Consider the following 26,369-nt stretch of genomic DNA (forward strand, 5'->3'; position numbering starts at 1 on the left):
CTGGCGCCGTGACGGACGGGACGGCGGACGAGTGGCGCGGCTGGCGGGCGGCGACGGAGGCCGCCCTGTACGGACCCGACGGCTTCTACCGCCGCCCTGAGGGCCCGGCCGGCCACTTCCGTACGTCCGTGCACGCGTCGCCGCTGTTCGCCGAGGCGGTGGCCCGGCTGCTGTGCCGGGTCGACGAGGCCCTGGAGCGGCCCGCGGGGCTCGACTTCGTCGACATGGCGGCCGGCCGGGGCGAGCTGGCCACCGGGGTGCTCGCGGCGCTGCCCGCGGACGTCGCGGCCCGCACGCGCGCGTACGCCGTGGAGATCGCCGACCGCCCGCCCGGCCTCGACCACCGGATCGAGTGGCTGCCCGAGCCCCCGCCCGGGATCACCGGCCTGCTGTTCGCCAACGAGTGGCTGGACAACGTACCGGTCGAGGTCGCCGAGGTGGACCCCGCGGGGGTCGCGCGGCGGGTGCTCGTACGGCGGGACGGCACCGAACGTCTCGGCGAGCCGCTCTCCGCCGCGGAGGCGCGGTGGCTCGCGCGGTGGTGGCCACTGCCCGCCGAGGAGGGGCTGCGGGCGGAGATCGGGCTGCCCCGGGACGAGGTGTGGGCGGACGCGGTCGGGTCCGTGGGGCGGGGGCTCGCGGTGGCGGTCGACTACGCGCACGCCATGGGCGCGCGCCCCCTGTTCGGGACGCTCACCGGGTTTCGCGCCGGGCGCGAGACGGCGCCCGTACCGGACGGGTCGTGCGACATCACGGCGCACGTCGCACTGGACGCGTGCACGCTCCCCGGAGGGCGCGTACTGACGCAGCGCGCGGTTCTGCGTGCCTTGGCGATCACGGGCGCACGCCCGCCGCTCGCGCTCGCGACCACGCAACCCGCGGCCTACGTCCGCGCCCTCGCGAGCGCAGGCGAGGCCGCCGAACTCACCGCACCCGGGGGCCTCGGCGACTTCGGCTGGCTGCTCCAGCCCGTGGGCATCGAGCACGCGCGCCTGGGCGGCCTACTTGTCGATGTCCCCGACCACGAAGAACAGTGACCCGAGGATCGCCACCATGTCCGCCACCAGCGTCCCCGGGAGCAGCTCCACGAGGGCCTGGATGTTGTTGTACGACGCCGAGCGGAGCTTGAGCCGGTACGGGGTCTTCTCGCCCTTGCTGACGAGGTAGTAGCCGTTGATGCCGAGGGGGTTCTCGGTCCACGCGTACGTGTGGCCCTCGGGCGCCTTCAGGACCTTGGGGAGCCGCTGGTTGATCGGCCCCGGCTCCAGCTCGGCGAGCCGGTCCAGGCAGGCGTCGGCGAGGTCGAGGGCGTTGTGGGTCTGCTCCAGGAGGACCTCGAAGCGGGCGAGACAGTCGCCCTCCGTCCGGGTCACCACCTTCAGGGTGTCCTGGAGCTCCCCGTACGCGAGGTAGGGCTCGTCGCGGCGCAGGTCGAAGTCGACGCCGGAGGCGCGCGCGATGGGCCCGCTCACGCCGTAGGCGTGCACGGCCTGCGGGGCGAGGGCGCCCACGCCCCGCGTTCGCCCCCGGAAGATCTCGTTGCCGAGCACCAGGTCGTCGTACACGTCCATGCGGGAGCGCACAGCGGCGACGGCGGCCCGCGCGCGTCCCGTCCAGCCGGCCGGGAGGTCCTCCTTGAGGCCGCCGACGCGGTTGAACATGTAGTGCATGCGCCCGCCGGAGACCTCCTCCATGACGTTCTGGAGCACCTCGCGCTCCCGGAACGCGTAGAAGACCGGCGTGATGCCACCGAGCTCCAAGGGGTACGACCCGAGGAACATCAGGTGGTTGAGGACCCGGTTGAGCTCCGCGAGCAGCGTGCGCGTCCACACCGCGCGCGTGGGGACCTCCATGCCCAGCATGCGTTCGACGGCGAGGACCACGCCCAGCTCGTTGGAGAAGGCCGACAGCCAGTCGTGGCGGTTGGCGAGCATGATGATCTGGCGGTAGTCGCGCGCCTCGAAGAGCTTCTCCGCGCCGCGGTGCATATAGCCGATCACCGGCTCCGCGTGCTGGATCCGCTCGCCGTCCAGGACGAGCCTGAGGCGCAGCACACCGTGCGTCGACGGGTGCTGGGGCCCGATGTTGAGCACCATGTCGGTGCTCTCCGCGGCGCCGCCGATACCGACCGTGGTCTCCGTCGTGGGAGTCATGGACACAGTCTCTCCTACGTACGCTGACCCTATGGAGACGGGGAGCGGGCAGGACACGGAACCGGTGGCGGGCGAGCCGGTGTGGATCGGGCTGCCCCCTGGGCTGCTGCGGATGCGAAGGCTGTTGCTGATGGTGTGGCTGGGGCTGATCGCCCTCGCGCTGGGTGTGCTGCTCGGCCTGTTCGCGGGCCCGGTCTGGGCCGCCCTCGCGCTGCTGCCGCTCGCCGTCATCGCCTGGGGCTGGGTGATGCTCGGCCGCAACTGGGCCTCCTGGCGCTACGCCGAGCGCGCGGACGACCTGCTGATCAGCCGGGGCGTGCTGTGGCGCGAGGAGACGGTCGTGCCGTACGGGCGGATGCAGCTCGTCGAGGTCACCTCCGGCCCCGTGGAGCGGCACTTCGGGCTCGCCAGCGTCCAGCTCCACACGGCCGCCGCGGCGACCGACGCCACCATCCCCGGCCTCGAACCGGCCGAGGCGGAACGGCTGCGCGACCGGCTCACCGAGCTCGGCGAGGCCCGATCGGCGGGCCTGTGACGACGCCGGGTCTCGACGACGGCGTGCCCGAGCTGCGGGCCAGGCCGCCGGTGACCGAGCGGCGGCTGCACCCGGTGACCCCGCTCAGACGGGCGTGGGCGCCCGTGGCGGTGCTCATCGGGTGGGCGGTGCACGACCCCGACCAGGCGCAGCGCCAGCTGACCCGGCTCACCACCACGACCCTGCTGATCGCGGTCGCCGTCCTGGTCCCGGCCGCCGCCCTGTACGGCTTCCTCACCTGGTGGTACACGCACTTCGCGGTCACCGAGTCCGAACTGCGCATCCGTACCGGTCTGGTGTTCCGGCGCACCGTGCACATCCGGCTGGAACGCATCCAGGCCGTCGACGTCACCCAGCCGCTCCTCGCGCGTGTGGCGGGCGTCGCCAAGCTGAAACTCGACGTCATAGGCGCCGACAAGAAGGACGAGCTCGCGTTCCTGGGGGAGCGCGAGGCGCGCACGCTCCGCGCGGAACTCCTCGCGCGCGCCGCCGGGTTCGCACCCGAGACGGCGCACGAAGTCGGCGAGGCTCCGGCGCGCGAGCTGCTGCGCACGCCCCCGCGCGACCTCGCGATCGCCCTCGCCCTGACGGGCGCCACCTGGGGCGCCCTGGTCGCCGCCCTCGTCGTACCGCCCGTCCTGTGGTTCGCCACCCACAGCCTGTGGACGGTCCTCGCCACCGGGCTGCCGCTGCTCGGCGCGGCGGGCGCGAGCAGCGTGGGGCGGTTCGTCGGCGAGTACGACTGGACCGTGGGCGAGTCGCCCGACGGACTGCGGATCGACCACGGACTCCTGGACCGCACGCACGAGACGGTGCCGCCGGGGCGCGTGCAGACCGTGCGGATCGTGGAGCCGCTGCTGTGGCGGCGGCGCGGCTGGGTGCGGGTGGAGCTGGACGTGGCCGGGTCGTCCAACTCGGTGCTGGTGCCGGTCGCCCCGCGCGAGGTCGCCGAGGCCGTCGTCGCGCGCGTGCTGCCCGGCGTGACGGTGCCGCCGCCGAGCGCGCTGTCCCGGCCGCCGCGACGCGCCGGACGGTGCGTGCCGGTGTGGTGGCGCGGCCATGGACTCGCCGTCACGGACGCGGTGTTCGCGGCCCGGCAGGGACTCCTGAGGCGCAGCGTCGCCCTCGTGCCGCACGCCAAGGTGCAGAGCGTACGGCTCGTTCAAGGCCCCTGGCGGCGCCTGTGGGGGCTCGCCGACGTCCATGTGGACACGGGGGCCGGCAAGACCGTCACGGCCCGTCTGCGGGACGCGGAGGAGGCGGCGGAGCTGCTGCGGGCGCAGGCCGAGCGCTCACGGACGGGACGCCGCGACGCGCTGCCGGACCGCTGGATGGCCTGACGGCGGCATCGCCGCGCCAGGAGCCGGACGCACGACTGCTCACGAAAACGGTGAGGCCGCGCGGCCCCGACCGGGAACCACGCGGCCTCACCGCCAGGCGACTCGCTCAGGACACCGCGCTGCGCAGCCCCTGCAGGTCGATCTGCTCCGTCTCGTCGTGCGCCGTCAGGTCGATGACCTGGCCGACACCGCGCGACTCCGCGTCGGCCGGCTTGAACTCCGCCTCGGCCTCGGCCTTGTGGAGCGCGAGCGCCTCCTGGCCGACCACGTCGGCGAGGTCCTCGTTCTGCACCGCCTCCAGGGCGGCGGACGCCTTCTGCATGCCGAAGAAGTCGAAACCGCCCTCGACCGTCGAACGCCGCACGGGCGCCGCCGGGACGACGGCCACGGCGGTCGGCGCGACGAAGTGTCCGGAGGGCTGCTGCACGGGCTGGGCAGGCTTGGCCGTCGTGGTGGGGGTGATGGCGACCGCGCGCTCGTGCTCGTCGGCCGCCACGGGCTGCCCCTGCGCCTCGTCCTCCTGCGCGGACTGCGCGGCCTCCGCTGCGGAGTCGCCGGAGGCGTGGACCTCGGCGGCGACGGGGCCGGCCTGGGCCGGCACGTGCTTGGTGGGGCTGTCGCCCTTGGGGCCGCCGTCGCCGTCCGGCGTGCCGTCCCCCTTCGGGGAACCGTCGCCCTTGGGCGAGCCCTCGCCCTGGGGAGCATCCGTGGAGGCGTCCGTGGAGGCGTCCGTGGAAGCCTCCTTGGAGGCGTGCGCAGAGGCTTCCTCGGGGGCGTCGGCATCGGCATCGCCATCACCCTTGCCGGCAGCCTCCGCGTCGAGCTTCGCCAGCGCCACCTTGGCCCGCAGGAACAGCTGCGAACCCTCCGGCGAGAAGATCGCGGGCGTCTCCGGCTCGTCGTCGGCGGCCTCCGCGACCTCCGGACCCGCCACCGCCTCCGCGCCCTCCGCCTGGTCGTCCTCGACCGAGGCAGCCACAGCCTCGTCCTCCTCGACGCCGGCCGCGGGAACCGGCACCGGAGGCAGCGCGCGGGCCGGCGCGGCCTCTATCTCCAGGAGACGGCGCCCCTCCAGGGCGCTCGCGCGCTCGGTCTCCGCCGTGGCGTACCGGCGCAGCAGCGCCGCGTGCTCATTGCGCAGGCCCGCGAGTTCGGAGCGCTTGGCCCGCAGCCGCTGCTCCAGCTTGACGCGCAGTTCGCGCGACTCCTCGAGATCGGTCTCCAGTTCGGCGACCCGCTCCTCGAACCGCCACTCGTCGCCGGCACGCGCGCGCGTGAGGTCGGCGACCTGCTTGCCGGCCTGCGCGTCCCAGCGGCGCATGACGGCAGCACCGACCACCGCCGTCGCCGCGGCGCTCGCGGCGATGACACGCAGCACGGCCTGTTGCGAGAACACCCAGGGTCCGAAGGCGCAGACGAGCGAGACGCCTGCGATCGCCGACGGGGGAAGCAGCCTGTGCAAAGGCGGTGAATGGCGGTGACGTCCACGTGGCATGGCCAGAAACTTACCGCGCGTAGGCGAATCGTGGTGCCCCGGCCCGTAAAAACACAGCCATCCCGAGGCCTTCACACGACATCAGGAATCAGACCGGCCACCGAATTCGACACCGCCAAGATCATTTCCGGTCTCACCGGTCGCTCAACCGCCCGCTGATCCACTGGAGAGTCGCCGGAATCTCCCGCCGCCAGGTGTTGAAGTTGTGCCCGCCGCTTTCGAGGATGATCGACGAGATACGGGTCCGGTCGGTCTCCTTGACGCGCTCTATGAACTTCAGGGTGTCCTTGTAGTTGGACTCGCCCACCTTGCTGCTGCTGACGAGCAGTGAAGTGTCGGGGGCCGGCTCGTGCTTGAGGTACCACCACAGATCGGCGCGGTTGCGGAGTTCCTCGTTCCCCTGGAAGAGATCACCCGTGGTGGGGTCGATGGGCGCCTTGTAGTACGGCGAAAGGCCCGCCCCCGCGGCGTACACCTCGGGGTGGTGCATGGCGAGCTTCAGTGCGCAGTAACCGCCCGTGGAGTCACCGATGACGCCCCAGCTGCCCGGCTTCTTCCCCACCCGGTAGTGCGCGAGTACGGCGTCCGGCAGATCTTTGGCGAAGAACGACTCCGTCTGCGGTCCGTTCGGAATGTCGACGCACTCCGTGTCCCGGGGCGGCGCCACCGTCGGCCGCAGCATCACCAGGATCATCGGCTGCATACGGCCGTCCTTGGCGAGCTCCAACGCCGTGCTCGGATAGTGGAGTTTGTCGACCAGCGCCCGCGCGGTGCCCGGATAACCGGTGAGGACCACGGCCGCCGGGAACGTGCGCGTGCGGTACTGCGGCTGGAAGTACTCCGGCGGCAGGTAGACGTAGGCGGACGTCGCGATGTGCGTCGTACGGCCCACTATGTCGACCTGCTGGATCTGTCCGGCGCGCTGCGGCCGTCCGCTGCCGGTCTCCTTGACCCGTCCCACGTCCGTCACCTGGAGCGGGCCGCCGGAGCCGCCGTTCGCCGTGTGGTTCATGACGACGCCCTGCTCGTCCTCCTGTCCGAACAGGTCGGCCCAGCTCGCGTAGAACCCGAAAGTCTGATTGGCACCGAGCCCGAGCGCCGCGAACAGCGCCAGCTGGGTCGCGAACAGCAGGCCCACGCGCCCGCTGACGGCCCGCCAGCTGCGCCGGGCCAGCCGTGGCCACAGCCATACCGTGCCGACGAACAGAGCCACGGCCGACGCGATCGCCAGCACCAGCACGTTGTTGCCCGTGAGACCCATGGTTGCTTCCTGCCTGCGCTTTCTCCCCGTACCGACGCGCCTCCCGCGGATCTTCGCGAGGGCTTGTCCGGCCCTTTTCCCGGCCTTTGAACCGGCTTTGGAGAAGTGAGTGAACCTCTCTCCCCGAGACACCGTCCTAGAGGGCGCAATGTCGCCGGATGCCCGAATCGGGCCCGGATCCAAGGTCTCTCGCAGAACTACGGGATGCGATGTCTGTCAGGACAGATGAGGAAATGTCGGGCGGGGTTCCGAGCCGATCACCGCGTGTGCGGCGCGTACTGCGCGGCCCGCGCCCTGAGGCCGTCCCGGTCCTGGTCGCCAGAGCCTGCGCGGTGGTGGGGCTTCTGGACATTGCCGCGGGGGTGTTCCCGCGCTTCCGTCACAGCCGTATGCACACCCTGGCCGAGGTGCTGCCCGGCGCGCTCGGGCCGTTCGCCGCGGCGCTCTCGCTGAGCGCCGGTGTGCTGCTGCTCCTGCTCGCGCACGGCCTCAGGCGCCACAAGCGGCGGGCCTGGCGGGCCGCCGTGGTCCTGCTGCCGGTCGGCGCGGTCGCGCAGTTCACGTACCGCCACTCCCCGGTGGGCGTGCTCATCTCGCTCGCCCTGCTCGCGCCGCTGCTGATCCACCGCGACCAGTTCAAGGCGCTGCCCGACCCGCGCAGCCGCTGGCGCGCGCTCGCCAACTTCGTCCTCATGGGCGCCGGTTCCCTCTTCCTCGGACTGGTCATCGTCAGCGTCCACCCCAGGACGCTGGTCGGCGACCCGAGCCTGGCCGATCGCATTACGCACGTCCTGTACGGCCTCTTCGGCTTCGAGGGCCCGGTCGACTACCAGGGCAACACCTCCTGGACGGTCGCCTTCTCCCTCGGCGCCCTGGGCCTGCTCACGGCCATCACCACGATCTACCTGGCCTTCCGCCCCGAACACCCCGCCGCGCGCCTCACAGAGGACGACGAGGTCCGTCTGCGGGCCCTGCTGGACAAGCACGGCGGCCGCGACTCCCTCGGCCACTTCGCCCTGCGCCGGGACAAGGCCGTCGTCTTCTCCCCCAGCGGCAAGGCCGCGGTGACCTACCGCGTCGTCTCCGGCGTCATGCTCGCCAGCGGCGACCCGATCGGCGACGTCGAGGCCTGGCCCGGCGCCATCGAGCGCTTCATGGACGAGGCCAGGGCCCACTCCTGGACGCCCGCCGTCATGGGCTGCTCGGAGACGGGCGGCGAGGTCTGGACCCGCGAGACCGGCCTGGACGCCCTCGAACTGGGCGACGAGGCGGTGGTGGACGTCGCGGATTTCTCCCTCGCCGGGCGCGCGATGCGCAACGTGCGCCAGATGGTCAAGCGCATCGAGCGCGCGGGGTACGAGACCCGCGTACGGCGCGTCCGTGACCTCGGCGACGCCGAGCTGGAGCGCGTCCGCCGCGCCGCCGACGACTGGCGCGGCACCGACACCGAGCGCGGCTTCTCCATGGCGCTGGGCCGCATCGGCGACCTCGCCGACGGCGACTGCCTGATCGCCACGGCCCACAAGACCGACGAACAGCCCGGTGAGTACGGCGATCTGAAGGCGATCCTGCACTTCGTGCCCTGGGGCCACGACGGCGCCTCCCTGGACCTGATGCGCCGCGACCGCTCGGCGGACCCCGGCATGAACGAACTCCTCATCGTGGCCGCGCTCCAGGCCGCCCCGAAGTTCGGCATCACGCGCGTGTCGCTCAACTTCGCCATGTTCCGCTCCGCCCTCGCGCGCGGCGAGAAGATCGGCGCGGGCCCGGTGCTCCGCGCCTGGCGCGGACTGCTGGTCTTCCTCTCCCGCTGGTTCCAGATCGAGTCCCTGTACAAGTTCAACGCCAAGTTCCAGCCCCGCTGGGAACCCCGCTTCGTCGTCTACCGCGCCTCGGGCGACCTGCCCCGCATCGGCTTCGCCGCCATGCAGGCCGAGGGCTTCGTGAACCTCGCCCTGCCCCTGCCGCGGTTCCTGCGCCGCCGCCGGACCGCCGCACGCGCGTGCGCGCACGCGGTGGCGGAAAGAGACATCCGCGCGGCATGACCCCGAAACAGCCGGGCCGCCTGAGGACAGGCCCGGGCGGAAGCCCCACCCCCTCTCCAGCCCGGGGGCTTCCGCTCGGGCCGCACGCCGGTACGGCTCCGCGCGGGGCCTAGGCTGAACGTATGAGCAAGCAGAGCGGACGCGGGCGCGTCGTCGGCCTACCGGCATGGGACCGCTGCGCGGTCATGGGGGTCGTGAACGTCACGCCCGACTCCTTCTCCGACGGCGGCCGCTGGTTCGACACGACCGCCGCCGTCAAGCACGGCCTCGCCCTCGTCGCGGAGGGCGCCGACCTGGTCGACGTCGGCGGCGAGTCGACCCGCCCCGGCGCCACCCGCGTGGACGAGGCCGAGGAGCTCAAGCGCGTCATCCCGGTCGTCCGCGGCCTCGCCGCCGAGGGCGTCACCGTCTCCGTGGACACCATGCGCGCCTCCGTCGCCGCCCAGTCCCTCGCCGCCGGCGCCGCCCTCGTCAACGACGTCAGCGGCGGCCTCGCCGACCCCGCGATGATCCCGGTCGTCGCCGAGGCGGGCGCCCCCTTCGTCGTCATGCACTGGCGCGGCTTCCTGGAGGGCGGCAACGTCAGGGGCGTCTACGCCGACGTCGTCACCGAAGTCATCGACGAACTGCACGCACGCGTGGAGGCCGTCCTCGCCGGCGGTGTCTCCCCCGACCGCATCGTCGTCGACCCCGGGCTGGGCTTCTCCAAGGACGCCGAGCACGACCTCGTCCTGCTCGCCCACCTCGACCGCCTGCTCGCCCTCGGCCACCCTGTGCTCGTCGCCGCCTCCCGCAAACGCTTCCTCGGCCGCGTCCTCGCCTCCGCCCCGGAGGCAGCGCCGCCGCCCGCCCGCGAGCGCGACGCCGCGACGGCCGCCGTCTCCGCACTCGCGGCGCACGCCGGCGCATGGGCGGTGCGCGTGCACGAGGTGCGCGCGACGGCGGACGCGGTACGGGTCGCGCGCGCCGTGGAAGGGGCGCGCGAAGCGGACAACAGCGCAGAGGGAGACCGGTGAGCACCGCCCACACCGACGTCGAGCAGGTGGAAGCCGCCAACACCGCCTACTACGAGGCGATGGAGCGCGGCGACTTCGAAGAACTCACCTCGCTCTGGCTCACCCCCGCCGACCTGGGCGTCGACGAGGAGTACCACGACCCCGCCGACGCCGGCGGGATCTCCTGCGTGCACCCCGGCTGGCCCGTGCTCACCGGCCGCGGCGAGGTCCTCAGGTCGTACGCGCTGATCATGGCGAACACCGACTACATCCAGTTCTTCCTCACCGACGTCCATGTCTCCGTCACCGGCGACACCGCCCTGGTGACCTGTACCGAGAACATCCTCAGCGGCGGCCCCGCCCCCGAGGGCGGCGAGGAACTCGGCCCGCTCGTCGGCCAGCTGGTGGTCGCCACCAACGTGTTCCACCGCACCCCGTCCGGCTGGAAGCTCTGGTCCCACCACGCCTCCCCCGTTCTGGCCGAAAACGACGAGCCCGAAGGGGACGACACATCGTCCTGAGTGGGTAGGCGCCACATGAGGGCGCCCCGGACCAAGAACCGGACGGACCAAGAACCGGACGGACCATGAACCGGACGGACCATGAACCGGACGGACCAAGAAGTGGTTGAGATCACGAACCCCTGGGTAGGGGCGGCTACCAACCCGTGAGCCGCCGGGTCCCCCAGGGGAAACACCCGGTGAAACCTCCTGGCCCCGGCCCGGCCCCACGCCCCCGTGGACCGGTGCTGTCAGTGCTCGCGGGTAGATTCGTTCGAGGCCGGTGTGCCGCCCGCACCCGGTACGAACCGGCCATTACCGACGATTGCAGGAGTGATTCGCGTGGATCGTGTCGCGCTGCGCGGCCTGAAGGCCCGCGGGCACCACGGCGTGTTCCCCAAGGAGCGCGAGGAGGGCCAGACCTTCATCGTGGACCTCGTCCTGGGCCTGGACACCCGGCCGGCCGCCGCCGACGACGACCTGTCGAAGACCGCGCACTACGGCATCGTGGCGGAGGAGGTCGTGGCCGTCGTCGAGGGCGAGCCCGTCAACCTCATCGAGACGCTCGCCGAACGCATCGCCCAGGTCTGTCTGAAGCACGAGGGCGTCCAGGAGGTCGAGGTCTGCGTCCACAAACCGGACGCACCGATCACCGTCCCCTTCGACGACGTGACGATCACCATCACCCGGAGCCGAGTATGACCGCGTCCTTCGCCACGGGTCCGAGCGACCCGACCGTCCAGCCGGTACCCGCCTCCGTCGTCCAGCAGGTGGACGCCGCCGACACCACCCTGCACAACCCCCAGCGCGCCGTGATCTCCCTCGGCTCCAACCTGGGCAACCGCCTGGAGACCCTCCAAGGCGCCATCGACGCCCTGGAGGACACCCCCGGCGTCCGCGTGAAGGCGGTCTCCCCGGTGTACGAGACCGCTCCGTGGGGCGTCGAGCCGGGCAGCCAGCCCTCGTACTTCAACGCGGTGGTCGTCGTGAAGACGACACTCCCCCCGTCCTCCCTCCTGGAGCGGGCCCACGCGGTCGAGGAGGCCTTCCACCGCGTCCGCGACGAGCGCTGGGGCGCCCGCACCCTGGACGTCGACATCGTCGCGTACGCCGACGTCGTCTCCGACGACCCGACGCTCACCCTCCCCCACCCCCGCGCTCACGAACGCGCGTTCGTCCTGGCGCCGTGGAACGACGTGGAACCGCAGGCACAGCTCCCTGGCCTCGGCCCCGTCTCCGGCCTCCTGGACGAGGTCACGCGCGACGGCGTCGAACCCCGCAAGGACCTGGAACTCCGGCTGCCCGAGTAGTCGTTAAGGTCAACAGCACGAGCGTCGGGCACAAGGATCAGGGCCACCACACCGTCCCTGCCATCCGGGGGAGCTGAAGGGTCACCGTGAGAGAGCTGCGCATCAGGCTGCTGGCCGGCGTGTTCATCGTCGCCGGAGTCCTGTCCTGGGCGGGCGCCCGCCTGTGGGCCTCGATCGGGACCCTCCCCAGCGTCCCCCTGGCCGCCCCCATCGTCCTCGCCCTGATCGCCGTGGTCCTGCTGTCCACGGCGCTCTCGATCCGCGCCCGCCTCAAGGCCCAGCGCGAGCGCCGCCCCGAGGCCAAGGGCGTCGACCCCCTGATGGCCGCCCGCGCCGTCGTCTTCGGCCAGGCCAGCGCCCTGGTGGCCGCCCTGGTCGCCGGCATGTACGGAGGCACGGGCGTCTACCTCCTGGAGTCCCTCGACATCCCCGCCCGCCGCGACCAGGCCATCTACGCCGGCTTCTCGGTCCTGGCGGGCATCGCGGTGATAGCGGCCGCCATCTTCCTGGAGCGCGTCTGCAAGCTCCCGGAGGACGACGACAACAACACGGGGGCCACCTCGGCGGCCTGACGGTCACCAGGGCTCGCGGGCGAGGTGACCGTTCACCAGGAAGCCGGGATGGGGGTCGAGGTGGTAGCTGTACAGCGTGAAGGGCTTCGGTCCTTCTGCCCTGCGGTGCCGGACGCTTCGCACTGCGACCCACGCTGATTCTCGAAGCTGCAAAGGATGCTGCTCGGGCGGGAAAGCCACACGAGCGGCCCAGCCATCAGCCACGACGAGATGCGATATCGGTGTACCCGTCCAGGAAGCCTTCGAAGGTCTCCCGGTCGTGAAGGACGACACGAGGAAACCTCTGCCTCAGATGGTGCGCATCGCCACCGCCGAGCAGTTGATCCGACGCCACCGTGAACGTCACATGATCGGTGACGACGTCCACGACTTCGCGGACCTTGGCACTCCCTACGTCCGTGACCGTCGTCTGGACCGTTCGCTCGCCGTCCAGTGTCCACAGGCGGCACCCCACCCGGACATCACGAGCTTGCAGACGGCCGTCGACGCCATTCACGGTCTGTTTGCTGGCCAGCCCCCACACCACCGCGATCCCCCTGACAATCAGGTCAACGCGCCAGTATCAGACTCATCGCCTCGGACCGGGTCGTAGCATCCCGGAGCTGACCACGCACCGCCGATGTCGTGGTCTTTGCGCCGGGCTTGCGAATGCCCCGCACCGACATACACATGTGCTCGGCCTCGATCACGACGATGGCACCGCGCGCCTCAAGGATCCGCATGAGCGAGTCGGCGATCTGCGTGGTGAGTCGTTCCTGCACCTGCGGGCGCCGGGCGAACACCTCCACCAGGCGGGCCAGCTTCGACAGGCCCGTGATCTTGCCCGTCTCCGCCGGAATGTACCCAACGTGGGCAACGCCATGAAACGGCAGGAGGTGGTGTTCGCACAGGCTCACGATTTCGATGTCCTTCACCAGGACCATCTCGTCGTGGCCCAGATCGAACGTCGTCGTCAACACGTCCTCGGGCGTCTGTCGAAGCCCCGCCAAGAGCTCCCGATACGCCCGAGCCACCCGCCCCGGCGTCTCCCTGAGTCCCTCGCGGTCCGGGTCCTCGCCGACCGCGATCAGCAGTTCGCGTACGGCGTTCTCGGCGCGCTTCTCGTCGAACTCGCCGATGGAGCCTTCGCCGTCCAGCGTCACGGGGTCGGTCATCTGGTGCCTCGTTCCTCGATGTCCCTGCCTGCACGGCTGAAAAACGCCGCGCCCCCCAGGCTAGAACCTGGGGGGCGCGGCATCCATTCCGGGCCTGGTGAGGACACCGAGGCCGAGGAACGGTCAGCTCTCCGGACGCTCCTCGGGGGCCGGCTCGGCCACCGGGGCGGACTCCGCCGCCGTGGCCTTGGCGGTCGAGATCGCCGGGGTCGCGCCGTTGGCGCCGTTCGTCAGGGCGAGCTCCTTCGGGGAGAGCACCGGCGGACGGGTGGACGGCGTACGGCGGGAGGAGCCGGTCCAGGCGGGCCTGGCCGGGCGCTTGACGATCGCGGAGAAGATCTCGGCGATCTCCTCCTTGCCCAGCGTCTCCTTCTCCAGCAGCTGGAGCACGAGGTTGTCGAGGACGTCGCGGTTCTCGACCAGGATCTCCCAGGCCTCGTTGTGCGCGTTCTCGATCAGCTTCTTGACTTCCTCGTCCACCAGGGCGGCGACCTCTTCCGAGTAGTCGCGCTGGTGGGCCATCTCACGGCCGAGGAAGGGCTCGGTGTTGTCGCCGCCGAACTTGATGGCGCCGAGCCGCTCGGTCATGCCGTACTGCGTGACCATCGCGCGGGCCGTTGCCGTGGCCTTCTCGATGTCGTTCGCGGCGCCCGTGGTCGGGTCGTGGAAGACCAGTTCCTCGGCCGCGCGACCGCCCAGCATGTAGGCGAGCTGGTCGAGCATCTCGTTGCGCGTGGTCGAGTACTTGTCCTCGTCCGGCAGGACCATCGTGTAGCCGAGGGCGCGCCCGCGGGACAGGATGGTGATCTTGTGGACCGGGTCGGAGTTGGGTGAGGCCGCCGCGACCAGGGCGTGTCCGCCCTCGTGGTACGCGGTGATCTTCTTCTCCTTGTCGGACATGATCCGGGTCCGCTTCTGCGGGCCCGCCACGACGCGGTCGATCGCCTCGTCCAGCATGTGGTTGTCGATCAGCTTCTTGTCCGAGCGGGCCGTCAGCAGCGCGGCCTCGTTCAGCACGTTGGAGAGATCGGCACCCGTGAAGCCCGGCGTACGACGGGCGACCGCCGAGAGGTCGACGTCCGGGGCGACCGGCTTGCCCTTCTGGTGAACCTTGAGGATCTCCAGACGGCCCTGCATGTCCGGGCGGTCGACCGCGATCTGGCGGTCGAAGCGGCCGGGGCGCAGGAGGGCCGGGTCGAGGATGTCGGGGCGGTTCGTGGCGGCGATCAGGATGACGCCGCCCTTCACGTCGAAGCCGTCCATCTCGACGAGCAGCTGGTTGAGGGTCTGCTCGCGCTCGTCGTGACCACCGCCGAGGCCGGCGCCGCGGTGGCGGCCGACCGCGTCGATCTCGTCGACGAAGACGATCGCCGGGGCGTTCGCCTTGGCCTGCTCGAAGAGGTCACGGACTCGGGAGGCACCGACACCGACGAACATCTCGACGAAGTCGGAACCGGAGATCGAGTAGAACGGAACGCCGGCCTCGCCCGCGACGGCACGCGCGAGCAGGGTCTTGCCGGTGCCGGGAGGACCGTAGAGCAGGACGCCCTTGGGGATCTTGGCGCCGACGGCCTGGAACTTGGCCGGCTCCTGGAGGAACTCCTTGATCTCGTGGAGTTCCTCGACGGCCTCGTCGGACCCGGCGACGTCCGCGAAGGTCGTCTTGGGGGTGTCCTTGGTGATGAGCTTCGCCTTGGACTTCCCGAAGTTCATGACCCGGGAGCCGCCACCCTGCATCTGATTCATCAGGAACAGGAAGACGACCACGATGAGGACGAAGGGAAGCAGGGAGAGCAGGATGCCGACGAACGCGTTCTGCTTGGTCGGCGAGACGGTGTAGCCGTCGGGGATCTGCTTCTGCTCGAACTTGGTCTGCAGTGTCGCGGCGAGGTTCTGGCCCTGGTCGCCGATGTAGCTCGCCTGGATCTTCGAGCTGCCGTCGACCTTCTCGCCGTCCTTGAGCTCGACCTTGATGGTCTGCTCGTCGCCTGTGGTCAGTTTGGCCTGCTGGACCTTGTTGTCATTGATCGCCTGGACGACCTGGCCGGTGTCCACCGTCTTGTAGCCACCGGACGAGCCGACGACCTGCATCAACACGACCACGGCAAGGACGGCCAGCACGATCCACATGACCGGCCCACGGAAGTATCGCTTCACGTCCATCCATACGGAGCGGTGTCGCCCCGTCCCTCCTGCCATAGTGAGTTTGATAAGACAGTTCTTCTGACGGTACCCCAGCTTTGTTGCCCAAAGCCGCACGGGACGGCTGAACGAGCCCGTCTGCATGCTCCAACGGCGCGAAGCCCGCCGGGGTTCCCGATCGTCTCAGGAAGACGGCTCGCTTGGCCCCAAGGCCGGGTCAGCCGCCGTAGACGTGGGGCGCGAGCGTACCGACGAACGGGAGGTTGCGGTACTTCTCGGCGTAGTCGAGGCCGTAGCCGACGACGAACTCGTTGGGGATGTCGAAGCCGACCCACTCGACGTCGATGGCGACCTTGGCGGCGTCCGGCTTGCGCAGCAGCGTGCACACCTTGAGCGTCTCGGGCTCGCGGGAGCCGAGGTTGGACAGCAGCCACGACAGGGTCAGGCCGGAGTCGATGATGTCCTCGACGATCAGGACGTGCTTGCCCTTGATGTCGGTGTCGAGGTCCTTGAGGATCCGGACGACACCGGAGGACTGGGTGCCCGCGCCGTACGACGACACGGCCATCCAGTCCATGGTGACGGGGGTGGACAGCGCCCGCGCGAGGTCGGCCATGACCATCACCGCGCCCTTGAGGACGCCGACGATGAGCAAGTCCTTGCCCGCGTACTCCGCGTCGATCTTCGCGGCCAGCTCAGCCAGCTTGGCGTCGATCTCTTCCTTGGTGATGAGCACCTCTTTGAGGTCGGTGCCCATGTCTTTCGCGTCCACCCGCATCACTTTCGGTCGTCCCACCGGCCGGTCCGTCACCCCTCGCGGAGGGATGGGATTCAGCCTTGCCGAATCACCAGTCTGCCACCCTGACGCTGGGCGACGACCTTGCCGGGGAGATTGATGGCCCCCTGGCCGCGCCAGCCGGTGATCAGCCGGTCGACTTCTTCGATGTGGCGGGCGAACAGCGAGCCCGCCGGGGCGCCTGCCTCGATGGCGGCGCGGCGCAGTACACGGCGGCGTACGGCGGGCGGCAGGGCGTAGAGCTTGGCGCACTCCAGCAGGCCGGCCGCGTCGCGTACGGCGGCCGCGGCCTGGCTCGCCCAGGAGTCGAGGGCGTCCGCGTCGTCGCGGGAGAGCTGGGCCGTACGGGCGAGTGCCTCGACGACTCCTTTGCCGAGGGCCTTCTCCAGGGCGGGCAGGCCTTCGTGGCGCAGCCGGGAGCGGGTGTAGGCGGGGTCCGCGTTGTGGGGGTCGTCCCAGACGGGGAGCGCCTGGACCATGCAGGCCTTGCGGGCGGTCTGCCGGTCGAGCTGGAGGAAGGGGCGGCGGTAACGGCGCGCGGCCCCCGGCCCGCCGGAAACGGCGGCCATTCCGGACAGGGAGCGGATGCCGGAGCCGCGGGCGAGGCCGAGAAGGACGGTTTCGGCCTGGTCGTCGCGGGTGTGGCCGAGCAGGACGGCGAGGGCGCCGTGGCGGTCGGCCGCCGCGTCCAGGGCGGCGTAGCGGGCGTCGCGGGCGGCGGCCTCGGGGCCGCCTTCGCGGCCGACGGTCACGGCGACGGACTCGACCGGGTCGAGGCTGAGCCCGCGCAGGCGCAGGGCGACTTCCTCGGCGCGCAGGTCGGAGCCGGGCTGCAGGCCGTGGTCGACGGTGACTCCGCCGGCGCGGATGCCGAGCTTGGGGGCCTCGAAGGCGAGGGCGGAGGCGAGGGCCATGGAGTCGGCGCCGCCGGAGCAGGCGACGAGCACGAGCGGGGACGGCGGGCGCTCGTGCGGGGAGTCATCGGACGAGGAAGTGTCGCCGGAAGAACTGCTGTGGTCGTTGAGGATGTCGTGGAGGACGCGGCGGACCGCCAGGCGTATCGCCGCGACCGCAGGATGGGGACCCATGTCCGGTTCCCTTCATGAAGTTTTCGGGGGTGAGCCCGAGGTTCGGTCACTCAGAGTGTGTAGATGGTGACAGAACCGGGCCGTTCCCCGAGCATTGCACGCCTACCCAGGGCTCACGGTCCCTCGGACGGGTGATTGGAGGGGCGTTCGCCTGCCGTCGGCCGGATTTCTTTGACTACTCGGCTTTGCGGTGCACCCGCGCGATCCAGTCCGCCGGTTTGGCGATCTCCGTCTTCGTGGGGAGGGTGTTGGGCGAGGTCCACACCCGGTTGAAGCCGTCCATGCCGACCTCGTTGACGACGGCCCGTACGAAACGTTCGCCGTCACGGTACTGCCTGAGCTTGGCGTCCAGCCCGAGCAGTTTGCGCAGGGCCGTGTCGAGCCGCGAGGCGCCCTTGGCCCGCCGCTGCTGGAACTTCTCGCGGATCTCCTGGACGCTCGGCACGACGGCCGGGCCCACGCCGTCCATGACGAAGTCGGCGTGGCCCTCCAGAAGGGACATGACGGCGGTGAGGCGGCCGAGGATCTCGCGCTGGGCCGGGGTCTGCACGATCTCCACGAGCGAGCGCCCGCCGTCGTCCTCCTCGGCCTCGGGGCGGCCGCCGGCCAGCGACTGGGCGGCCTCGCGGATGCGTTCCAGGACGGTCATGGGGTCGACGTCGGTCTCCCCCAAGAACGACTGGATTTCGCCCTCCAGGTGGTCCCGCAGCCAGGGCACCGCGGTGAACTGCGTGCGGTGGGTCTCCTCGTGCAGGCAGACCCACAGGCGGAAGTCGTGGGGTTGTACGTCGAGTTCGCGCTCCACGTGCACGATGTTCGGGGCGACGAGGAGGAGTCGGCCGCCTCCGTGCTCCCCGGCCGGGAGCTCACGGGTGGCGGGGGCGAAGGTCTCGTACTGGCCGAGGACGCGGGAGGACAGGAACGACAGCAGCATGCCGAGTTCGACGCCGGTCACCTTGCCGCCGACGGTGCCGAGGACCGCGCCGCCGGGTGTGTTGCCGCGGCGTTCCTGCATCTTGTCGAGGAGGGGCTTGAGGATCTCCCGGAATCCGGCGACGTTGGCCTTGACCCAGCCGGGGCGGTCGACGACGAGGACCGGGGTGTCGTGGGCCGCGTCGGTGCCCATCCGGGTGAATCCGCGGACGTGTTCCTCGGAGGCCTTGGCGTGCCGGCGCAGTTCGGCGACGACGGCGCGGGCCTCGTCGCGGCTCACTTCCGGGCCCGGCCGAACGAGCCGGGTCGCGGTCGCCACCGCGAGATTCCAGTCGACCATCTGAGAAGAGGCAGCACCACCGATGCTCGTCATGCGTCAACCGTACGTGAGCGTTCCCGCTTGGGGCAGGCCGCGGCGAGGTCGGCTCCCTGCCGGTCCGTCAGCCGCAGCCGCATGCCGCCAGTGCCGTCGCCGCCTTGTCCAGGGCCGACTGGGCCGCGTCCTTGCTGGTCGTGTTCGACGCCAGGAACGCGAAGGCCAGGAGGCGGCCGTCCTGGTCGACGACCGTGCCCGCCAGCGTGTTCACGCCGGTGAGGGTGCCGGTTTTGGCGCGTACGACGCCGGCCGCGCCGTCGGGCGTGTAGCGGGTGGTCAGCGTGCCCGTGAAGCCGGCCACGGGAAGGCCGGTGAGGACCGGGCGGAGTTCGGGGTGGGCGGGGTCGCCGGCCTTCGCGAGGAGGGCGGTCAGGAGGTCGGCGGTGAGCTTGTCGTCGCGGTTCAGCCCGCTGCCGTCCTTGAAGGAGACGCCGGTCACGGGGAGTTGCAGCTTCTTGAGCTGGGCGCGGATCGCCTTGCCGCCGCCGTCGAAGTCGGCGCGTGTCCTGGTGGCCACGGCGGTCTGGCGGGCCAGGGCCTCGGCGATGTCGTTGTCGCTGTTGGTCAGCATGCGCTCGACCAGGGTGGACAGGGGCGGTGAGGAGACCTCGGCCAGCGTCTCGGCGCGGTCCGTCGCCTTGGACAGGCCGGGGGACGTGGTCCTGATGCCCTCGGCCTCCAGGAAGGCGGCGAACTTGCGGGCCGCGTCGTCGGCCGGGTCCGGCGCCCGGACGGCGGTACCGCTGGTGGAGTCGTCCGTGCGGGCCTCGTCGGCCATCAGGGCGCTGACCTGGGCGAGGTTGGCGTCGACGCCGATGGGGTGGAGTCCGGAGCCGGCGTAGAGGGTGGTGTCGTACGACAGCGTCACCTTCCGTACGTCGTCCTTCTTGAGGGCCTTGGCCGTCCGCACGGCCAGCTCGCGCAGGCTCGCCCAGCCCTCGGCGTCCTTGCGGGCGGTGAGGGTGGGGTCGCCGCCGCCGACGAGGACGAGTTCGTGGGTGCCGGGTTCCAGGGCGGTGCGGGTGGTGAGGCGGTGGTCGGGGCCCATGGCCGACAGGGCGGCCACGGCGGTGGCGATCTTGGTGGTGGAGGCGGGGGTGAGGGCGTCGTCGGCACCGGCGCCGTACAGGCGCTTGCCGGTGGCCACGTCGACGACCGCGGCGGTACGGCGGGTGCCGAGCGCCGTGTCCTTGAGGAGCGGGGTGAGGACGGCGGTGAGGGCGCTGTCGCTCGGCGCGGACTTCACGGTGTTCGTGGCGCCGCCGAGGCCGGTGAGGACGGAGGCGGCGCTCGGGGCGGGCTCGGGGCCCGCCGCCGTCGTACCGGAGTCACCGCCGTGATCTGCGCCACCCGTCTGCTCCAGGGCGACCGCGTGGTCCCGCTCGGCCGTACGCTGACCGGTGGAGTCCCAGGGGCCCGCGGCGGTCACCACGACGGCCGTCAGGGCCAGGCCGGCGGTGGCCGCGCCCGCGGTGTACTGCCAGGTCTTGACCGTCGTCAGGCGCGTGACCTGCGGTTTCGCCGCGTTCGCGGCTCGTGCCAGCTGGGGGCGTACGGCTGCCAGACGGGGTCGGACGGCGTTCGCGACCCGCGCCACATGCGGTCTCGCGGCCCGCCAAGGCCTCAGTTCAGGCACGACCACCAGCCCCTTTCGCGATCACACACCTGCGTGAGGGACACTTAACCACCAGAACTATGTGCTGATCATGGAGGAGCCACCGGTGGAGTTCGACGTCACGATCGAGATCCCGAAGGGTTCGCGGAACAAGTACGAGGTGGACCACGAGACCGGTCGGATCCGCCTGGACCGTCGACTCTTCACCTCGACCGCCTACCCGACCGACTACGGCTTCGTCGAGAACACTCTCGGCGAGGACGGCGACCCGCTGGACGCGCTGGTCATTCTTGACGAGCCGACGTTCCCGGGCTGCCTCATCAAGTGCCGTGCGATCGGCATGTTCCGGATGACGGACGAGGCCGGCGGCGACGACAAGCTGCTGTGCGTCCCGGCGACCGACCCGCGCGTGGAGCACCTGCGTGACATCCACCACGTGTCGGAGTTCGACCGCCTGGAGATCCAGCACTTCTTCGAGGTCTACAAGGACCTGGAGCCCGGCAAGTCCGTCGAGGGCGCCAACTGGGTCGGCCGGGTCGACGCCGAGGTCGAGATCGAGCGTTCGTACAAGCGCTTCAAGGAGTCCGGCGGCCACTGAGCCTCCTGACGACTCCTGTGGCGAACGGGCCGCACGCACACGCGTGCGGCCCGTTCGCGTATCCGCGCGGCTGTGGGGAACGTGTCTGTGCGCATACTGAGGCGACGGATGGTGCCGTACAGGGAGCGATACGCAAGTGACGTCGGCGGAGGACCGCAAGCCGCAGTCGGACGAGGCGAGGAGCGTCTACGACCCGGAGATCACGTCCGAGTTCGCGATTCCCGACGGGCTCGCCGTCCCGAAGGGGGTGGGCGGGGAGTCGGAGACGTCCTCGGAGTTCGCCGTGCCGGAGGGTCTCCACGCACCCGAGGGGTCGGCCCTGGAGCCGGAGGGGTCGGCGTTCAGTACGCCGCGCACCTACAGCGCCAGGCACGCGCCGCCCGCGTTCACCCCGCCGACCGGCGTTCCCGTGGTCTCGCTGACCAAGGACGTGCCCTGGCAGGACCGGATGCGCACGATGCTGCGGATGCCGGTCGCCGAGCGGCCCGCGCCGGAGCCGCTGCACAAGGAGGACGAGACCGGGCCCGCCGTCCCGCGCGTGCTGGACCTGACGCTGCGTATCGGGGAGCTGCTGCTCGCGGGCGGTGAGAACGCGGAGGACGTGGAGGCGGCGATGTTCGCCGTCTGCCGCTCGTACGGCCTCGACCGCTGCGAGCCGAACGTCACCTTCACGCTGCTGTCGATCTCGTACCAGCCGTCTCTCGTCGAGGACCCGGTGACGGCCTCCCGGACCGTGCGGCGGCGCGGCACCGACTACACCCGGCTCGCGGCCGTCTACCAGCTGGTGGACGACCTCAGCGACCCCGAGACGGCGTTCTCGCTGGAGGAGTCTTATCGGCGGCTCGCCGAGATCCGCCGTAACCGGCATCCGTACCCCGGCTGGGTGCTGACCGGGGCCGGCGGACTGCTCGCGGGCGCCGCCTCGGTGCTGGTCGGCGGTGACGTGATCGTGTTCGTGGCGGCCGCGCTGGGCGCGATGCTCGGCGACCGGCTGGCGTGGCTGTGCGCGGGGCGCGGGCTGCCGGAGTTCTACCAGTTCACGGTCGCCGCGATGCCGCCGGCCGCGATAGGGGTCGCGCTGACCGTCGCGGACGTGGACGTGAAGGCGTCGGCGGTCATCACCGGTGGGCTGTTCGCGCTGCTGCCGGGGCGGGCGCTGGTGGCGGGGGTGCAGGACGGGCTGACCGGCTTCTACATCACCGCGTCGGCGCGGCTGCTGGAAGTGATGTACCTGTTCGTCGGCATCGTCGTGGGCGTACTGGTGGTCCTGTACTTCGGGGTCCAGCTCGGCGCCGACCTCAACCCCGACGTGGCGCTGATCATCGAGGAGCGGCCGCTGTGGCAGATCGGGGCGTCGATGCTGCTGTCGCTGACGTTCGCGGTGCTGTTGCAGCAGGAGCGGTCGACAGTCCTGGTGGTGACGCTCAACGGGGGCGTCGCGTGGTCGGTGTACGGCGCGCTGCACTACGTCGGGGGGATCTCGCCGGTTGCCTCCACGGCGGTGGCGGCGGGGCTGGTGGGGCTGTTCGGGCAGATGATGTCGCGGTACCGGTTCGCTTCCGCGCTGCCTTACACGACCGCCGCGATCGGGCCCTTGTTGCCGGGGTCCGCCACGTACTTCGGGCTGTTGTCGATCGCGCGGGACGATGTCGACAAGGGGTTGGTGTCGTTGGCCACGGCCGCGTCCTTGGCCATGGCCATCGCCATCGGGGTCAATCTGGGGTCGGAGATCTCGCGGTTGTTCTTGAGGCTGCCGGGTGGGGCTTCGGCGGCGGGGCGCAGGGCGGCGAAGCGGACGCGGGGGTTCTGAGGCCGGGTGCCTACCAGCTCGGGGCTTGAGGTCCGGCGGCTGCGGGTCGGTTGTGCTTGACCGCGCAGTTCCCCGCGCCCCTTCAGGGCGCTTCTAGTAGCCCTGGTTGTACGGGTACTGCTGGTTTTGCTGGTTGTCGTAACCCTGCTGCTGGGCGTACTGCTGCTGGTCGTAGCCGTACTGGTCGTTGTAGCCGTACTGCTGCTGGCCCTGGTTGCCGTTGTCGTAGTACTGCTGCTCGTTCTCCGACGGGATGCGGCGGAGTTGCGTCGTCGCGTCGTCCATCGGTGGGGGCTGGTAGGCCTGGGGCTGCGGGGTTGCCGGGGTCTCCGCCGCCCTCTTCTTCTTCGCGCGCTCCCGGAGGTACTCGATGATGATCGGGACGACCGAGACGAAGACGATGAGGACCAGGATCGCCTCGACGTTCTTGTGGATGACGTCGATCTGACCGAGCCAGTACCCCGCGAGGGTGACGCCCGTGCCCCAGGCGACGCCGCCGATCACGTTGTACGTCAGGAACGTGCGGTACTTCATACGGCCGGCGCCCGCCACGATCGGGGCGAAGGTGCGGACGATCGGGACGAAGCGGGCCAGGACGATCGCCTTGGGGCCGTACTTCTCCATGAACCCGTGCGCCTTCTCCAGGTTCTCCTGTTTGAAGAGCTTGGAGTTGGGACGGCTGAAGAGCCTGGGGCCGAAGAACTTGCCGATCATGTAGCCCACTTGGTCGCCGAGGACGGCGGCCAGCACGATCAGGAGGCAGACCAGCCACAGCGGCTGGCTGATGAATTCGCCCTGCGCCACGAACAGACCCGCCGTGAACAGCAGGGAGTCGCCGGGCAGGAAGGCGAAGAGTCCCGACTCGGCGAAGACGATCAGCAGGATGCCGGGGAGGCTGAACGTCTCGATCAGATAGTCGGGGCTGAGCCACTCGGGGCCTAGCGCGAGCGTGGTCACGGGTCTGTGGCTCCTGGTGCTGGGGGGACGGGCCGGGGCTGCTGCCCAAAAGTATCAACGCAGGCGTCGGAGCCCAGGTTCCATGGGGCCGCAGGGGATGCGCTGTGAGCTCTCCGGGAGAAAGCTGTGAGCCATGAGTATCGATGATTTCGGCGGCGGCCAGGGGCCACAGCCCGATGTGCTGGTGGTGACCACCAACGACGTGCCCGGCTTCCGGGTGCAGGAGGTACTGGGGGAGGTCTTCGGGCTGACCGTGCGCTCCCGGCATCTGGGCAGCCAGATCGGCGCGGGGTTGAAGTCGATGATCGGCGGTGAGCTCAAGGGGCTCACCAAGACGCTGGTGCAGACCCGCAACCAGGCCATGGAGCGGCTCGTGGAACAGGCACGCGCGCGGGGGGCGAACGCCGTGCTGATGTTCCGCTTCGACGTGACGGAGGCGGCCGACGTCGGCACCGAGGTGTGTGCCTACGGGACCGCCGTGGTCCTGACCCGGGAGTGAGCCCCCGGGTCAGGCCGATCAGAAGGCGTGACGGGCCGCGTTCGCCCTGATCGCGTCCCTCAGGTGCTCGGCCAGGCCGTCGCCCATGGCGTCGTAGAACGCCTTGAAGCGCTCGTCGGAGACGTACATGTCGCCGAAGCACAGGTGCATCTCGTAGGGAGTTTCGAAGTAGTACCTGCTGATGTGCTGCCGGTGTTCCTCGGCGAGGTCCATGGCGGCCTCGCCGGACGGCTGCTCGCCGGCCGTCACCAGGGCCGCGTACCGCTCGCCCCAGTCGTCGACCTCGGCCTGGATGCGCTTCCAGTCCTCCTTGGTGTACGTCGCGGCGCGGCGCTGGGACTCGGAGTACGCCTCGGTGCCGCCCCAGCGTGCCTCCGCCTCCTCGGCGTACTGCTCCGGGTCCTTGTCGCCGAAGACCTCGAACCGCTCCTCGGGTGTGAGGTTGATGCCCATCTCGCGTGCCTCCATGGCCTGCTCCACGGCCGCCGCCATCTTCTGGAGCTGCTCGATCCGGGCGGACAGCAGTTCGTGCTGGCGGCGCAGGTGAGTGCGCGGGTCCGTGGCCGGATCGTCGAGGAGGGCGGCGACCTCGTCGAGCGGGAAGCCGAGCTCCCGGTAGAACAGGATCTGCTGCAGCCGGTCGAGGTCGGCGTCGCTGTAGCGCCGGTGGCCCGCGTGGCTGCGCTCGCCGGGCGCGAGCAGGCCGATGTCGTCGTAGTGGTGCAGGGTGCGCACCGTCACTCCGGCGAAACCGGCGACCTGTCCCACGGAGTAGCTCACTTCGTCCGCTCCTTCCTTCTCGGTACGCCGTCCACGGTGCGTCCTCACGCCACGTGAGGTGCAAGCCCGTTCCCGCGGGGATCTCTCCGGATGTGGTGACCGTTTTGCCCGTTTATCGTGAGCCCGTGGCCCAGGACACCGCGCGGCAGACACCCGCAGCCCCGGCGACCCCGGCCCGTGCGCTGCTGCCCCTGATCCTCCCCGCTCTCGCCGTCGGCGTGGGCGCGAGCCTGATCTTCGTCGGGGTGAGCGCGGCGGCCGAGGCGCTCCAGGACGTGCTGTGGCAGAACCTGCCGGACGCGCTCGGCGTGGGCCGCTATTCGGTGCTGTGGATGCTCATCATGCTCACCGCGACCGGGGTGGCCGTCGGCCTGGTGGTGTGGAAGGTGCCGGGGCATGCCGGCCCCGACCCGGCCACCATGAGCCTGGACGCCCCGGTGCTGCCGCCCGGCGTGCTGCCGGGGCTGGTTCTCGCCGCCGCCTTGATGCTGGCCGGCGGGCCGAGTCTCGGCCCCGAGAACCCGATCATCGCCGTGAACGTCGGGATCGCCTTCTGGCTCGGCCGGCGGCTCCTTCCCCGGCTGCCGGGCGGGCTGTGGCCGGCGCTGGCGGAGGCGGCGACGATCGGCGCGCTGTTCGGTACGCCGGTGGCGGCGGCCCTGGTCATCTCCGAGGCGCTGGCCGGGCGGCAGGTGAAGGGGGCGCTGTGGGACAACGTCTTCGCGCCGCTGGTCGCCGCCGCCGCGGGCGCCCTGACGACCACCCTGGTGGCCCATCCGTCCTTCGATCTGGATCTGCCCGCGTTCGGCCGGCCCGGCTGGGGCGATCTGCTGGCGGCGCTGGTGATCTCGTCCACGGCGGCCCTGCTCGGCATGTGTGCCGTCCGCGCCTTCCCGTACGTCCACGCCGTCTTCGCCCGGCTGCGCCACCCGATGCTCGCGCTGCCCGTCGGCGGCCTGGTGCTGGGGCTCCTGGCCGCCGTGGGCGGTCATCTCACGCTGTTCAAGGGGCTGGAGGAGGTCGGGGAGATCGCCGCCCACCCGGACGGCTGGTCGGCCGGGGAGTTCGCCACGATGACCGTGGTGAAGCTGGCCGCGCTGCTGGTCGCCGCGTCCTGCGGCTTCCGCGGCGGACGGATCTTTCCCGCCGTGTTCGTCGGCGCCGCCCTCGGGCTGTGCGCCCACGCCCTCGTCTCCGGCGTCCACCCTGCCGTCGGCGTCGCCACGGGTGTGCTGGGCATGCTGCTCGCCATCACCCGGCAGGGCTGGGTGAGCCTGTTCACGGCCGCGGCGCTGGTGGCCTCGCCGACGATCCTGGCCCTGCTCTGCATCGCCTCGCTGCCCGCCTGGCTGCTGGTGACCGGACGTCCCCAGATGCAGCTGCGCGACGACGGAACCCCGATCCGCTGAACCCCC

25 protein-coding genes are annotated in these 26,369 nt (G+C 71.0%); 13 read left to right on the forward strand and 12 right to left on the reverse strand.

Features of this window, described 5'->3' with window-relative positions; all coding sequences use genetic code 11:
* Positions 1–8: 8 nt before the first annotated feature.
* Positions 9–1,037: an SAM-dependent methyltransferase gene (locus ACIHIX_RS09180; RefSeq protein ID WP_399952102.1), complete on the forward strand. Its 1,029-nt coding sequence runs from the start codon at positions 9–11 to the stop codon at positions 1,035–1,037.
* Here ACIHIX_RS09180 and ACIHIX_RS09185 read toward each other — a convergent pair.
* Positions 1,002–2,153, reverse strand: a complete 1,152-nt coding sequence (locus tag ACIHIX_RS09185; protein ID WP_399952104.1) for an NADH-quinone oxidoreductase subunit D — start codon at positions 2,151–2,153, stop codon at positions 1,002–1,004. The genes ACIHIX_RS09180 and ACIHIX_RS09185 overlap by 36 nt on opposite strands.
* Positions 2,154–2,184: 31 nt before the next feature.
* Here ACIHIX_RS09185 and ACIHIX_RS09190 point away from each other — a divergent pair, with 31 nt between their 5' ends.
* Both ACIHIX_RS09190 and ACIHIX_RS09195 read left to right on the forward strand, forming a co-directional pair.
* Positions 2,185–2,688 (forward strand): PH domain-containing protein, encoded by a 504-nt coding sequence (locus ACIHIX_RS09190; protein ID WP_399952106.1) that lies wholly within the window; start codon positions 2,185–2,187, stop codon positions 2,686–2,688.
* Positions 2,685–4,028: a PH domain-containing protein gene (locus tag ACIHIX_RS09195; RefSeq protein ID WP_399952108.1), complete on the forward strand. Its 1,344-nt coding sequence runs from the start codon at positions 2,685–2,687 to the stop codon at positions 4,026–4,028. Before ACIHIX_RS09190 ends, ACIHIX_RS09195 begins: the two co-directional genes overlap by 4 nt.
* A gap of 106 nt (positions 4,029–4,134) precedes the next feature.
* On the opposite strand, the gene ACIHIX_RS09200 is transcribed toward ACIHIX_RS09195, so the two are convergent.
* A complete protein-coding gene (locus ACIHIX_RS09200; protein ID WP_399952110.1) occupies positions 4,135–5,523 on the reverse strand; it encodes a hypothetical protein in 1,389 nt (462 codons plus the stop codon).
* Positions 5,524–5,656: 133 nt separating this feature from the next.
* On the reverse strand, positions 5,657–6,784 hold the full coding sequence (locus tag ACIHIX_RS09205; protein ID WP_399952112.1) for an alpha/beta hydrolase: 1,128 nt from the start codon (positions 6,782–6,784) through the stop codon (positions 5,657–5,659).
* Between the two features lie 233 nt (positions 6,785–7,017).
* Here ACIHIX_RS09205 and ACIHIX_RS09210 point away from each other — a divergent pair, with 233 nt between their 5' ends.
* The 6 genes from ACIHIX_RS09210 (at position 7,018) to ACIHIX_RS09235 (ending at position 12,206) form a co-directional block, all read left to right on the forward strand.
* Entirely contained in the window at positions 7,018–8,829 is a 1,812-nt protein-coding gene (locus tag ACIHIX_RS09210) for a phosphatidylglycerol lysyltransferase domain-containing protein (RefSeq protein ID WP_399952114.1), read from the forward strand.
* A 122-nt stretch (positions 8,830–8,951) separates the two neighbouring features.
* Positions 8,952–9,845, forward strand: a complete 894-nt coding sequence (folP, locus tag ACIHIX_RS09215; RefSeq protein WP_399952115.1) for a dihydropteroate synthase — start codon at positions 8,952–8,954, stop codon at positions 9,843–9,845.
* On the forward strand, positions 9,842–10,345 hold the full coding sequence (locus ACIHIX_RS09220; RefSeq protein ID WP_399952117.1) for a nuclear transport factor 2 family protein: 504 nt from the start codon (positions 9,842–9,844) through the stop codon (positions 10,343–10,345). Before folP ends, ACIHIX_RS09220 begins: the two co-directional genes overlap by 4 nt.
* A 321-nt stretch (positions 10,346–10,666) precedes the next feature.
* The gene (folB, locus tag ACIHIX_RS09225) at positions 10,667–11,026 is read left to right on the forward strand and encodes a dihydroneopterin aldolase (protein ID WP_399952120.1); all 360 of its coding nucleotides are present in this window, start codon (positions 10,667–10,669) and stop codon (positions 11,024–11,026) included.
* Positions 11,023–11,634, forward strand: coding sequence for a 2-amino-4-hydroxy-6-hydroxymethyldihydropteridine diphosphokinase (gene folK / locus ACIHIX_RS09230; RefSeq protein WP_399952122.1), 612 nt, complete (start codon positions 11,023–11,025; stop codon positions 11,632–11,634). Before folB ends, folK begins: the two co-directional genes overlap by 4 nt.
* 86 nt (positions 11,635–11,720) lie before the next feature.
* On the forward strand, positions 11,721–12,206 hold the full coding sequence (locus ACIHIX_RS09235) for a DUF3180 domain-containing protein (RefSeq protein WP_399952124.1): 486 nt from the start codon (positions 11,721–11,723) through the stop codon (positions 12,204–12,206).
* A gap of 196 nt (positions 12,207–12,402) precedes the next feature.
* Here the strand turns inward: ACIHIX_RS09235 and ACIHIX_RS09240 are convergent, their stop codons facing one another.
* From ACIHIX_RS09240 to dacB, 7 genes are all read right to left on the reverse strand, one after another.
* A complete protein-coding gene (locus ACIHIX_RS09240) occupies positions 12,403–12,732 on the reverse strand; it encodes a hypothetical protein (protein WP_399952127.1) in 330 nt (109 codons plus the stop codon).
* Positions 12,733–12,754: 22 nt separating this feature from the next.
* Positions 12,755–13,360, reverse strand: a complete 606-nt coding sequence (folE, locus tag ACIHIX_RS09245; RefSeq protein ID WP_399952129.1) for a GTP cyclohydrolase I FolE — start codon at positions 13,358–13,360, stop codon at positions 12,755–12,757.
* 123 nt (positions 13,361–13,483) lie between these two features.
* Positions 13,484–15,523 carry an ATP-dependent zinc metalloprotease FtsH gene (gene ftsH, locus ACIHIX_RS09250; RefSeq protein WP_399952132.1) on the reverse strand — a complete coding sequence of 680 codons (2,040 nt, stop codon included), beginning with the start codon at positions 15,521–15,523 and terminating at the stop codon, positions 13,484–13,486.
* Positions 15,524–15,719: 196 nt separating this feature from the next.
* A complete protein-coding gene (hpt, locus tag ACIHIX_RS09255) occupies positions 15,720–16,280 on the reverse strand; it encodes a hypoxanthine phosphoribosyltransferase (RefSeq protein WP_329344192.1) in 561 nt (186 codons plus the stop codon).
* Positions 16,281–16,333: 53 nt separating this feature from the next.
* A complete protein-coding gene (tilS, locus tag ACIHIX_RS09260; protein ID WP_399952135.1) occupies positions 16,334–17,386 on the reverse strand; it encodes a tRNA lysidine(34) synthetase TilS in 1,053 nt (350 codons plus the stop codon).
* Between the two features lie 175 nt (positions 17,387–17,561).
* Positions 17,562–18,692 carry a zinc-dependent metalloprotease gene (locus ACIHIX_RS09265; protein ID WP_399952138.1) on the reverse strand — a complete coding sequence of 377 codons (1,131 nt, stop codon included), beginning with the start codon at positions 18,690–18,692 and terminating at the stop codon, positions 17,562–17,564.
* A gap of 67 nt (positions 18,693–18,759) precedes the next feature.
* Positions 18,760–20,337: a D-alanyl-D-alanine carboxypeptidase/D-alanyl-D-alanine-endopeptidase gene (gene dacB / locus ACIHIX_RS09270; RefSeq protein WP_399952141.1), complete on the reverse strand. Its 1,578-nt coding sequence runs from the start codon at positions 20,335–20,337 to the stop codon at positions 18,760–18,762.
* 79 nt (positions 20,338–20,416) lie between these two features.
* On the opposite strand from dacB, the gene ACIHIX_RS09275 reads away from it, so the two are divergent.
* Both ACIHIX_RS09275 and ACIHIX_RS09280 read left to right on the forward strand, forming a co-directional pair.
* Complete coding sequence (locus ACIHIX_RS09275; RefSeq protein ID WP_194078292.1) at positions 20,417–20,908, forward strand: inorganic diphosphatase; 492 nt, start codon at positions 20,417–20,419, stop codon at positions 20,906–20,908.
* Between the two features lie 136 nt (positions 20,909–21,044).
* The gene (locus ACIHIX_RS09280) at positions 21,045–22,718 is read left to right on the forward strand and encodes a threonine/serine exporter ThrE family protein (RefSeq protein WP_399952144.1); all 1,674 of its coding nucleotides are present in this window, start codon (positions 21,045–21,047) and stop codon (positions 22,716–22,718) included.
* A 93-nt stretch (positions 22,719–22,811) separates the two neighbouring features.
* Here ACIHIX_RS09280 and ACIHIX_RS09285 read toward each other — a convergent pair whose 3' ends face one another.
* On the reverse strand, positions 22,812–23,675 hold the full coding sequence (locus ACIHIX_RS09285) for a DedA family protein (RefSeq protein ID WP_399952147.1): 864 nt from the start codon (positions 23,673–23,675) through the stop codon (positions 22,812–22,814).
* A gap of 133 nt (positions 23,676–23,808) precedes the next feature.
* Between ACIHIX_RS09285 and ACIHIX_RS09290 the strand changes: the two genes are divergently transcribed.
* Entirely contained in the window at positions 23,809–24,174 is a 366-nt protein-coding gene (locus tag ACIHIX_RS09290; protein WP_399952150.1) for a YbjQ family protein, read from the forward strand.
* A gap of 18 nt (positions 24,175–24,192) precedes the next feature.
* On the opposite strand, the gene ACIHIX_RS09295 is transcribed toward ACIHIX_RS09290, so the two are convergent.
* Positions 24,193–24,954 carry a MerR family transcriptional regulator gene (locus ACIHIX_RS09295; protein WP_399952153.1) on the reverse strand — a complete coding sequence of 254 codons (762 nt, stop codon included), beginning with the start codon at positions 24,952–24,954 and terminating at the stop codon, positions 24,193–24,195.
* A 125-nt stretch (positions 24,955–25,079) separates the two neighbouring features.
* Between ACIHIX_RS09295 and ACIHIX_RS09300 the strand changes: the two genes are divergently transcribed.
* Positions 25,080–26,363, forward strand: a complete 1,284-nt coding sequence (locus tag ACIHIX_RS09300; RefSeq protein WP_399952156.1) for an ion channel protein — start codon at positions 25,080–25,082, stop codon at positions 26,361–26,363.
* Positions 26,364–26,369 lie beyond the last annotated feature (6 nt).

This window comes from Streptomyces sp. NPDC051913 (genome assembly GCF_044593635.1).
Classification (GTDB): domain Bacteria; phylum Actinomycetota; class Actinomycetes; order Streptomycetales; family Streptomycetaceae; genus Streptomyces.

Excerpts from the sequence above, each read along its gene's own strand:
- ACIHIX_RS09185 (WP_399952104.1), bottom strand. The coding sequence starts at position 2,153 with ATGACTCCCACGACGGAGACCACGGTCGGTATCGGCGGCGCCGCGGAG.
- ACIHIX_RS09190 (WP_399952106.1), top strand. The coding sequence starts at position 2,185 with ATGGAGACGGGGAGCGGGCAGGACACGGAACCGGTGGCGGGCGAGCCG.
- ACIHIX_RS09200 (WP_399952110.1), bottom strand. The coding sequence starts at position 5,523 with ATGCCACGTGGACGTCACCGCCATTCACCGCCTTTGCACAGGCTGCTT.
- ACIHIX_RS09205 (WP_399952112.1), bottom strand. The coding sequence starts at position 6,784 with ATGGGTCTCACGGGCAACAACGTGCTGGTGCTGGCGATCGCGTCGGCC.
- ACIHIX_RS09210 (WP_399952114.1), top strand. The coding sequence starts at position 7,018 with ATGTCGGGCGGGGTTCCGAGCCGATCACCGCGTGTGCGGCGCGTACTG.
- folP (WP_399952115.1), top strand. The coding sequence starts at position 8,952 with ATGAGCAAGCAGAGCGGACGCGGGCGCGTCGTCGGCCTACCGGCATGG.
- folK (WP_399952122.1), top strand. The coding sequence starts at position 11,023 with ATGACCGCGTCCTTCGCCACGGGTCCGAGCGACCCGACCGTCCAGCCG.
- folE (WP_399952129.1), bottom strand. The coding sequence starts at position 13,360 with ATGACCGACCCCGTGACGCTGGACGGCGAAGGCTCCATCGGCGAGTTC.
- ftsH (WP_399952132.1), bottom strand. The coding sequence starts at position 15,523 with ATGGACGTGAAGCGATACTTCCGTGGGCCGGTCATGTGGATCGTGCTG.
- hpt (WP_329344192.1), bottom strand. The coding sequence starts at position 16,280 with ATGCGGGTGGACGCGAAAGACATGGGCACCGACCTCAAAGAGGTGCTC.
- tilS (WP_399952135.1), bottom strand. The coding sequence starts at position 17,386 with ATGGGTCCCCATCCTGCGGTCGCGGCGATACGCCTGGCGGTCCGCCGC.
- ACIHIX_RS09265 (WP_399952138.1), bottom strand. The coding sequence starts at position 18,692 with ATGACGAGCATCGGTGGTGCTGCCTCTTCTCAGATGGTCGACTGGAAT.
- ACIHIX_RS09290 (WP_399952150.1), top strand. The coding sequence starts at position 23,809 with ATGAGTATCGATGATTTCGGCGGCGGCCAGGGGCCACAGCCCGATGTG.